The sequence below is a fragment of the Rhizobacter sp. P2_H2 genome (genome assembly GCF_056403375.1).
Genome location: NZ_JBFUFP010000153.1, coordinates 1 through 8,324, shown reverse-complemented (window position 1 = coordinate 8,324; position 8,324 = coordinate 1). Strand labels below are relative to the sequence as shown.

Here is an 8,324-nt window from a genome sequence, read left to right as displayed (position 1 = left end):
CGCTCGGCCTCTTCCTCGCTCAGCGCGTCGCCGGTGGGCAGGCCGGCGTCTCGCACCGCCTGCATCGACGCGGCTAGGCCGTAGTGGATGAAGGTGTCCATGTGCCGGGCTTCCTTGGCGGGGAAGTACTCCTCCACCTTGAAGCCCTTCACCTCGCCTGCGAAATGACAGGCAAAGGGCGACGCATCGAACTTGGTGATGGTCGCGATGCCGGAACGCCCGGCCACGATGTTGGCCCACCCCTCGGCCACCGTGTTGCCCACGGGACTGATGAGGCCGAGCCCGGTGATGACGACGCGGCGACGGCTCATGCGATGCTGCTCAGTTGGGAACGAAGGCTCAGGCCTTCTGGTGCTTGACGGCGTAGTCGATCGCCAGCTGCACGGTGGTGATCTTCTCGGCTTCCTCGTCGGGGATCTCGATGCCGAACTCGTCTTCGAGGGCCATCACCAGTTCYACGGTGTCGAGCGAATCAGCGCCCAGGTCTGCCACGAAAGCCTTCTCGTTGGACACATCGGCTTCCGGAACGCCCAGTTGTTCCGCGATGATTTTCTTCACACGTGCTTCGATATCGCTCATGACTCCTCCAGGAGGGTTTGCTGAAACAGCCCGAGATTCTAAGGCTTGCAGGGTGTCGACTCTAAGTCAGGTCTACACGCTGCAAACCAGGTTCCGGTCGGGGCCTTCCGGTCTGTGGGGTGACACGTTCGACGCAGTTCGGCGTCGTTGGCGTCAATTCATGAACATGCCGCCATTGACATGCAACTCCGTGCCGGTGATGTAGCCGGCCTGGGCCGACGCCAGGAAGGCCACCGCATGCGCGATGTCGCTGGCCTGGCCGAGCCGGCCCAGCGGGATCTGTGCCAACAGCCCGGCGGTCTGCTGCTCGGAGAGCTCGCTCGTCATGTCGGTCTGGATGAAGCCCGGCGCGACGCAGTTGACGGTGATGCCGCGGCTGCCGAGCTCGCGTGCCAGCGCGCGCGTCATGCCGGCGACGCCGGCCTTCGATGCCGCGTAGTTGGCCTGGCCGGCGTTGCCGCTCGAGCCGACGACCGACGTGATGTTGATGATGCGGCCGAAACGCTGCTTCATCATCGGGCGGATGACGGCGCGGCTGATGCGGAACACCGCCTTCAGGTTGGTGTCGATCACCGCATCCCAGTCGTCGTCCTTCATGCGCATCGACAAGGTGTCGCGCGTGATGCCGGCGTTGTTGACGAGGACCTGCAGGCCGCCGTGCTCCTTGACGATGGCATCGACCGCCGCCTCGACGCCGGGGCCGTCGTTGACGTTCAGGCACAGGCCGCGGCTGCCGGCGAAGGCCGACAGGGCCTCGCCGATCGCGTCGGCACCGGCCGGCGTCGTCGCGGTGCCGATCACCTTGGCGCCCTGCGCCGCCAGCGCCAGCGCGATGGCGCGGCCGATGCCGCGCGAGGCGCCGGTCACCAGCGCCACCTGGCCTGCCAGCGAGGACTCGTTCTTTGGATCACTCATGCCAACAGACCTTTCGCTTCCAGCAGCGTGGCCGGATCATGGATCGCGGCCGTGACCGCATCGGCATCGATGCGGCGGATCGTGCTGGCCAGCACCTTGCCGGGCCCGCACTCGAAGATGTGGCGGATGCCGCGCGCGCGGATCGCCTGCACCACCTCGACCCAGCGCACCGGCCCGAAGGCCTGGCGCACCAGCGCATCGCGGATGGCGGCCGGATCGTCCTGCACCGCGACATCGATGTTGTTGACGAGCGGGATGCGCGGCGCGTTCAGCGTGACGCCGGCCAGCTTCGCCTTCAATTGCTCGGCGGCCGGGCGCATCAGGCTCGAATGGAAAGGCGCCGACACCGACAGCTGCAACGCGCGCTTGGCGCCCTTGTCCTTCAGCAGGCTGCACGCGAATTCGACGCCGGCCTTGGTGCCGGCGATCACGGTCTGCTTCGGGTCGTTGAAGTTGGCCGCTTCGACGACCTCGCCGGACGCCGCCGCAGCCTCGGCGCAACCGGCGCGCACGACATCGGCATCGAGCCCGAGGATGGCAGCCATGCCGCCCGCACCGACCGGCACCGCCTGCTGCATGGCCTGCGCCCGGAAGCGCACCAGCGGCAACGCATCGGACAGGCTGATGACGCCGGCCGCCACCAGCGCGGCGTACTCGCCGAGCGAGTGGCCGGCCACGGCCGCGGGCTGCAGCCCGGTTTCGGCGAGCCACGCACGCAGGCAGGCGACGCCGGCGGTCAGCATCACCGGCTGGGTGTTCTCGGTCAGGTCGAGCGCTTCCTTCGGGCCGGCATGGATCAGCTGACCCACGTCAACGCCGAGCGCGGCCGAGGCTTCGGCCAGCGTGTCACGCACGGCCGCGTGGCCGCCCCAGGCGTCCAGCATGCCGACGGCTTGCGAGCCCTGGCCAGGAAAGACGAATGCGAACGGAGTCATGTCAGCGCCTTGTAGTCGCGGCAACGCAGATGAAGAGAGAGATCGCGGACGGGCTGCCGAGCGTGTGCTCAGTAGTCGAACAGCACCGCGCCCCAGGTGAACCCGCCACCGACGCCCTCGAGCATCACGGTGTCGCCGCGCTTCACCGTGCCGGCGCGCACCGCGACATCGAGTGCCAGCGGGATCGAGGCGGCGGACGTGTTGCCGTGTTCGTCCACCGTCGCGATCAGCTTGTCCAGCGGCAGCTTCAGCTTCCTGGCCGTGCCCTGCATGATGCGGATGTTGGCCTGGTGCGGGATCAGCCAGTCGATGTCGGCATCGGTGCGACCGGCCTTCGCGAGCACCGAGCGCGCGACGTCCTCGAGCACGCCGACGGCGAGCTTGAAGACCGCCGGTCCGTCCATCTTCAGCAGCGGGTCGCCGGTGATCTTGCCGCCAGACACCGAGCCGGGCGTGCAGAGGATGTCGACATGGCGGCCATCCGCATGCAGTTCGCTCGCGAGGATGCCGGGCGTGTCGCTCGCCTCCAGCACCACGGCGCCGGCGCCGTCGCCGAACAGCACGCAGGTGGTGCGGTCGTTGAAGTCGAGCAGGCGCGAGAAGATCTCGGCACCGACCACCAGCGCTTTGCTGGCCGCGCCGGTGCGAATCATCGAATCGGCCACCGTCAGCGCATAGACGAAGCCGGAGCACACCGCCTGCACGTCGAAGGCGGGACAGCCGGCAATGCCGAGCTTGCGCTGCAGGATGGTGGCGGTCGATGGGAAGACCATGTCGGGCGTCGAGGTCGCGACGATGATCAGGTCGATCTGCGATGCGGCGACGCCGGCCGCCTCGAGCGCACGCTGCGCGGCCGGCAGGGCCAGGTCGCTGCACGGCACGTCGGCTTCGGCGAAATGGCGGGCACGGATGCCGGTGCGCGCGACGATCCACTCATCGGAGGTCTCGACACCCTTGGCAGCCAGTTCGGCGGCCAGGGCTTCGTTGGTCAGGCGCTTCGGCGGCAGGTAGCTGCCGGTGCCGGTGATGCGCGAATAGCGGGTCGCAGAGGGTTGGGTCATGCAGCGAGGGCGGCACCGTCGGACGACGCACCGCTTGCACTTGCAGGGGTGGGCAAGGCATGCAGCGAATCGCGAATCCGGTCGTGCACCCGATCCAGCAAGTGATTGCGGGCCGCATCATAAGCCCGATTCAAGGCCTGCTCGAACGCATAGGCATCGGACGAGCCGTGCGCCTTGAACACCAGGCCACGCAGGCCGAGCAGCGCGCCGCCGCTGTAGCGGCGGTGGTCGACACGGTGCTTGAAGTGGTTCAGCACCGGCAGCGCCACCAGCGCGGCCATCTTCGTGAAGATGTTGCGGGTGAATTCCTGCTTGATGAAGCTCGACAGCATCGACGCGAGGCCTTCGGCGGTCTTCAGCGCGACGTTGCCGACGAAGCCGTCGCAGACGACGATGTCGGTCGTGCCCTTGAAGATGTCGTTGCCTTCGACGTTGCCGTGGAAGTTGACGTGGCCGCCTTCGGCCGCGGCGCGCAGCAGCTCGCCGGCGCGCTTGATCGTCTCGTTGCCCTTGATGACTTCCTCGCCGATGTTCAGCAGGCCGACGCTCGGGTTCTCCTTGCCGTCGACCGCCGCGACCAGCGCGCTGCCCATCACGGCGAACTGCAGCAGGTGCTCGGCGCTGCAGTCCACGTTCGCGCCGAGATCGAGCACGGTCGTGTAGCCATCCTTCTGGTTGGGCATCACCGCGGCGATGGCCGGGCGATCGATGCCCTCGAGCGTCTTCAGCAGGTAGCGCGCGACGGCCATCAACGCGCCGGTGTTGCCGGCGGACACGCAGGCGTGTGCACGCGGCGGCTGGCCGTCGGCGCCGGACTTCAGCTGCATCAACGCCACGCGCAGCGAAGAGTCCTTCTTGCGGCGCAGCGCCACCTCGACCGCGTCGTCCATCTCGACGACCTCGGTGGCCGCGACCACGTGGCAGCGATCCCAGCCGGTGGCCGGCGCAAGCGCCTCGGCGCGGCCGACGAGCACGACCTCGGCCAGCGGGTGGGCGGCCAGGAAGGCACGGCAGGCCGGCAGCGTGACGGAGGGACCGTGATCGCCGCCCATGCAGTCGACGGACAGGCGAATGACATCGGTCGCGGCGGGCGGCGACATCGGGTTCATGGGTGCAGCAGCAGAAGCAGCGAACTCAGGCAACGAACGCCGGAGCGATCGCCACCCAAAAGACAAACACCCGGCACTGCGACGGTCCGCAGGCCGGGTCGATGCAAGGTCTCGCAGGGTTCACGCATCATGCCTTGGCCGCGGCAATGCGCGGGTCCGGCGAAAGTGCGCGACAACCGACTCAGGCGTCAGCCTTGGTCTTCAGGACCTTGCGCCCACGGTAGAAACCGTTGGGGCTGATGTGGTGACGCAGGTGCGATTCGCCCGTGGTCGGCTCGATCGCGGTGCCCGGGGTGACCAGGGCATTGTGCGAACGGTGCATGCCGCGCTTGGAAGGCGACTTCTTGTTTTGCTGAACGGCCATGAAAATTCTCCTTGAGCCTCCTGACACTCGCAGGAGCCAGGCGGGGTGCGCTGAAATCCCCAGGGCTCCGGGGACGCAATCAACGCTTTGACGAAAAAGCCTGCGATTCTAGCATGGCCTCCCAGCCCCGGATCAATTGGGGAGGTGGCCGCGCTTCAGGGCGGCCAGGGCCGCGAACGGGTGAGCCTCCTTCCCGGCCTCCTCCTCTTCCGGCGAGACCGGCACGGCCAGCGGCTGCGGGCACTGCTCGTGGCGCGGCACGATGGGCAGCGCCAGCAGCAATTCATCCTCGACGAGCGTCAGCAGGTCCAGGTCGCGGCTCAACGCCAGCACGTCGTGTTCGCTGTCGGCGTCCAGCGCCGCGGCTGCATCTTCACCGGCCACGAACTGGATCGAACTGTCGATCGACAACGGCACGGCCATCGGCGACAGGCAGCGCTGGCATTGCAGGGTCACGCTGGTCTCGGCTGTCAGATGCAGCCAGGTCTCGGCGCTGCCGGCGCGCCCTTCGCGGCGCTCGCCCTCGGCTGTCCAGGCGATTTCGGCACCACTTTCAGGCAGGGTGCTTTGCTTCAGGCGCAGCAGGTCGTCCTGCGACCAGCGGCCTTCGAGCCGGACGGATTCCTGGGCGAACGCATCGGCATCCAGGTGGCGGGGATCAGTGACTCGGGACTTCATCCTTCCAGTGTACGGGCGCGCGCGCGATGGGAGAATCCGCGGCATGACCCCACGCCCCCCGCTGATCCTCGGCTCGACCTCGCGCTACCGGCGAGAGCTCCTTGAGCGCCTGCGCCTGCCGTTCGAGGTTCGCTCGCCCGAGGTCGATGAAACGCCGCTGGCGGGCGAAACACCCGCCGCACTGGCCCTGCGGCTGGCCCTGGCCAAGGCCCGCGCCGTCGCAGCCCACGCACCGGACGCGGTGGTGATCGGCTCCGACCAGGTGGCCGACCTGGAAGGCACGCCGGTCGGCAAGCCCGGAGACCACGCGCGCGCCGTCGCGCAGCTGCGCTCGATGCGCGGCAAGGCCGTCGTGTTCCAGACCGCCGTCGCCGTCGTGCACCGGCAGGCCGGCTTCGAAGCCTCGGTGCTGGTGCCGGTGCGGGTGCGCTTTCGGGACCTGTCCGACAACGAGATCGAACGCTACCTGCGCGCCGAGCAGCCTTACGACTGCGCCGGCAGCGCCAAATCGGAAGGCCTGGGCATCATTCTGTTGACCGCAATCGAATCCGATGACCCGACCGCGCTGATCGGCCTGCCGCTGATCCGCACCGCCGAACTGCTGCGGCAGGCCGGCATCGACCCGCTCGCCCCCTGATCGATGACGACCTCCGGCCAGCTCTTCCTGGTGCCGAACACGCTGGATTTCGGCGTCTCGACCGACAGCGACCTGCGCGAGGTGCTGCCCGCCGGCGTCTTGCGCACCGCCGCGGGCCTGGGCCACTGGGTCGCCGAGAACGCGAAGACGACGCGCGCATTCCTGAAGCGGGTCGACGCCGTCCAGCCGCTTGCGCGGCCGCTGCAGGAGATCTCGATCGTCGAGCTGCCCCGGCCGCCGAAGGGCCGCGAGGCCGGCGCGCCGCCCGACCTCAAGCCCCTGCTGGCGCCGGTATCGGCCGGGCACGACATCGGGCTGATCTCCGAGGCCGGTTTGCCGGCGATTGCGGATCCGGGCTCGGACCTGGTGCGCGCCGCGCATGCGATGTCGATCCGGGTCGTGCCGCTGTCCGGCCCCAGCTCGCTGCTGATGGCGCTGGGCGCCAGCGGCCTGAACGGGCAAAGCTTCGCGTTCGTCGGTTACGTGCCGGTCGATGCAGCGCAGCGTGCAGGCCGCCTGCGTGAGCTGGAATCGCTGTCGCGCAAGTTCCGGCAGACCCAGCTGATGATCGAGACGCCGTATCGGAACGCATCGCTGCTGGCGGCGCTGCTCGCCACGCTGAACCCGGACACCCGCTTGTCGGTGAGCTGCGGGCTGACGCTCGCAGGCGCCTGGACCCGCTGCGACACGGTGGCCCGCTGGCGCAGCCAGCCGGCCGAGCTGCCGAACGACGTGCCGGCCGTGTTCTCGCTGCTGGCGGGCTGAGCGGCCCCGTCAGGCCTGCCGAGCTGTCAGGCCTGCGGCGGCGTGACCTTGGCGCCGAACAGCGCCGCGATCTTCTTCTTCGGCTTGATGTTGGGCGACAGGCGGCTCGTCGACGGAGCGGCTGCGGCCTTGCTTTCCCAGGCCGCCTCGGTGGTGGCGCTCGGCTCGTAGGGCTTGTCGAAGAACGGATCGGCCGGCGGCCGCGGCGGGGCGTAGCTGCGTTGCGGGCGGGACTCGCCGGGTTCGCGTGGCTCGCGGGGTTCGCGTGCCTCGCGGGATTCCGCCGGCGCATCGTCCCAGCTGCGGCGCGGCCGCTCGGTGCGGTCCGACATGCGCGGTCGCGCCTCGTCCAGTTCGAGCGGCTCGAGCTCGATCTTCTTCTTGATCAGCTTCTCGATGTCGGACACCAGCCGGGCATCGTCGCGGGTGACCAGCGTGACCGCCAGGCCCGAGGCCCCAGCGCGCCCGGTGCGGCCGATGCGGTGGACATAGTCCTCGGCATTGAACGGCACGTCGAAATTGAAGACCGCCGGCAGGTCGGCGATGTCCAGGCCGCGCGCGGCCACGTCGGTGCAGACCAGCACGTCGACCTCGCCGCGCTTGAACGCTTCGAGGGCCTTCAGGCGCTCGTCCTGCGACTTGTCGCCATGCAACGCGTTGGTCTTGAGGCCTTCGCGCTCGAGCGAGCGAGCGAGGCGGGCACAGCCGAGCTTGGAGTTGACGAACACGATGGCCTGCTTCAGCGCGCGCTCGATCAGGATCTTGCGGATGGCGGCGCGCTTGTCGTCTGACGACACGCTGTAGAAGCGCTGCTCCACGTTCGTCGCCGTCGCGTTCGGCCGCGCCACTTCGACAAGGATCGGATCCTGCAGGTAGCTTTCGGCCAGCTTCTTGATCTCGGTCGAGAAGGTGGCCGAGAACAGCAGCGTCTGGCGCTGCTTCGGCAGGTAGCTCAGGATGCGCTGCAGGTCGGGCAGGAAGCCGATGTCCAGCATGCGATCGGCCTCGTCGAGCACGACGTACTCGACCTGGTTCAGCACCGCGTTCTTCGCCTCGATGTGGTCGAGCAGGCGGCCCGGGGTGGCGATCAGCACCTCGACCCCGGCCTTCAGCTCGAGCGTCTGCGGCTTCATGTCGATGCCGCCGAAGACGACGGCCGCGCGCAGCTTGGTGTGCTTGGAATAGGTCTTGATGTTCTTCGCGACCTGGTCGGCCAGTTCGCGCGTGGGGGCCAGCACGAGTGCCCGCACCGGGTGGCGAGCCGGCGACATGCTGGCGTTC

At 68.6% G+C, this 8,324-nt stretch carries 11 protein-coding genes; 2 read left to right on the top strand and 9 right to left on the bottom strand.

Annotated features, from left to right (window positions below):
* From AC1D15_RS11285 to AC1D15_RS11250, 8 genes are all read right to left on the bottom strand, one after another.
* The coding region (locus AC1D15_RS11285) for a beta-ketoacyl synthase N-terminal-like domain-containing protein (protein WP_477826035.1) at positions 1-311 on the bottom strand (311 nt) is incomplete at its 3' end.
* A 28-nt stretch (positions 312-339) separates the two neighbouring features.
* A complete protein-coding gene (acpP, locus tag AC1D15_RS11280) occupies positions 340-579 on the bottom strand; it encodes an acyl carrier protein (protein WP_009552529.1) in 240 nt (79 codons plus the stop codon).
* A 153-nt stretch (positions 580-732) separates the two neighbouring features.
* Positions 733-1,494, bottom strand: coding sequence for a 3-oxoacyl-ACP reductase FabG (fabG, locus tag AC1D15_RS11275; protein WP_477826034.1), 762 nt, complete (start codon positions 1,492-1,494; stop codon positions 733-735).
* Positions 1,491-2,429 (bottom strand): ACP S-malonyltransferase, encoded by a 939-nt coding sequence (gene fabD, locus AC1D15_RS11270; RefSeq protein ID WP_465114066.1) that lies wholly within the window; start codon positions 2,427-2,429, stop codon positions 1,491-1,493. Before fabD ends, fabG begins: the two co-directional genes overlap by 4 nt.
* A 68-nt stretch (positions 2,430-2,497) precedes the next feature.
* Positions 2,498-3,490 (bottom strand): beta-ketoacyl-ACP synthase III, encoded by a 993-nt coding sequence (locus AC1D15_RS11265; RefSeq protein WP_047499876.1) that lies wholly within the window; start codon positions 3,488-3,490, stop codon positions 2,498-2,500.
* On the bottom strand, positions 3,487-4,590 hold the full coding sequence (gene plsX, locus AC1D15_RS11260; RefSeq protein WP_465114170.1) for a phosphate acyltransferase PlsX: 1,104 nt from the start codon (positions 4,588-4,590) through the stop codon (positions 3,487-3,489). Before plsX ends, AC1D15_RS11265 begins: the two co-directional genes overlap by 4 nt.
* Before the next feature lie 190 nt (positions 4,591-4,780).
* Complete coding sequence (rpmF, locus tag AC1D15_RS11255; RefSeq protein WP_047499872.1) at positions 4,781-4,963, bottom strand: 50S ribosomal protein L32; 183 nt, start codon at positions 4,961-4,963, stop codon at positions 4,781-4,783.
* 132 nt (positions 4,964-5,095) lie between these two features.
* Complete coding sequence (locus AC1D15_RS11250; RefSeq protein ID WP_477826033.1) at positions 5,096-5,641, bottom strand: YceD family protein; 546 nt, start codon at positions 5,639-5,641, stop codon at positions 5,096-5,098.
* Between the two features lie 43 nt (positions 5,642-5,684).
* On the opposite strand from AC1D15_RS11250, the gene AC1D15_RS11245 reads away from it, so the two are divergent.
* A complete protein-coding gene (locus AC1D15_RS11245) occupies positions 5,685-6,278 on the top strand; it encodes a Maf family nucleotide pyrophosphatase (RefSeq protein WP_477826032.1) in 594 nt (197 codons plus the stop codon).
* Positions 6,279-6,281: 3 nt separating this feature from the next.
* The gene (locus AC1D15_RS11240) at positions 6,282-7,043 is read left to right on the top strand and encodes an SAM-dependent methyltransferase (protein ID WP_477826031.1); all 762 of its coding nucleotides are present in this window, start codon (positions 6,282-6,284) and stop codon (positions 7,041-7,043) included.
* A gap of 26 nt (positions 7,044-7,069) precedes the next feature.
* Here the strand turns inward: AC1D15_RS11240 and AC1D15_RS11235 are convergent.
* Positions 7,070-8,324 (bottom strand): DEAD/DEAH box helicase (locus AC1D15_RS11235; RefSeq protein ID WP_477826030.1); only part of this gene is annotated, 1,255 nt, incomplete at its 5' end.

Coding starts and splice junctions, on each gene's coding strand:
- fabD (WP_465114066.1), bottom strand. CDS start 2,429: ATGACTCCGTTCGCATTCGTCTTTCCTGGCCAGGGCTCGCAAGCCGTC.
- AC1D15_RS11265 (WP_047499876.1), bottom strand. CDS start 3,490: ATGACCCAACCCTCTGCGACCCGCTATTCGCGCATCACCGGCACCGGC.
- plsX (WP_465114170.1), bottom strand. CDS start 4,590: ATGTCGCCGCCCGCCGCGACCGATGTCATTCGCCTGTCCGTCGACTGC.
- fabG (WP_477826034.1), bottom strand. CDS start 1,494: ATGAGTGATCCAAAGAACGAGTCCTCGCTGGCAGGCCAGGTGGCGCTG.
- AC1D15_RS11245 (WP_477826032.1), top strand. CDS start 5,685: ATGACCCCACGCCCCCCGCTGATCCTCGGCTCGACCTCGCGCTACCGG.
- AC1D15_RS11240 (WP_477826031.1), top strand. CDS start 6,282: ATGACGACCTCCGGCCAGCTCTTCCTGGTGCCGAACACGCTGGATTTC.
- rpmF (WP_047499872.1), bottom strand. CDS start 4,963: ATGGCCGTTCAGCAAAACAAGAAGTCGCCTTCCAAGCGCGGCATGCAC.
- AC1D15_RS11250 (WP_477826033.1), bottom strand. CDS start 5,641: ATGAAGTCCCGAGTCACTGATCCCCGCCACCTGGATGCCGATGCGTTC.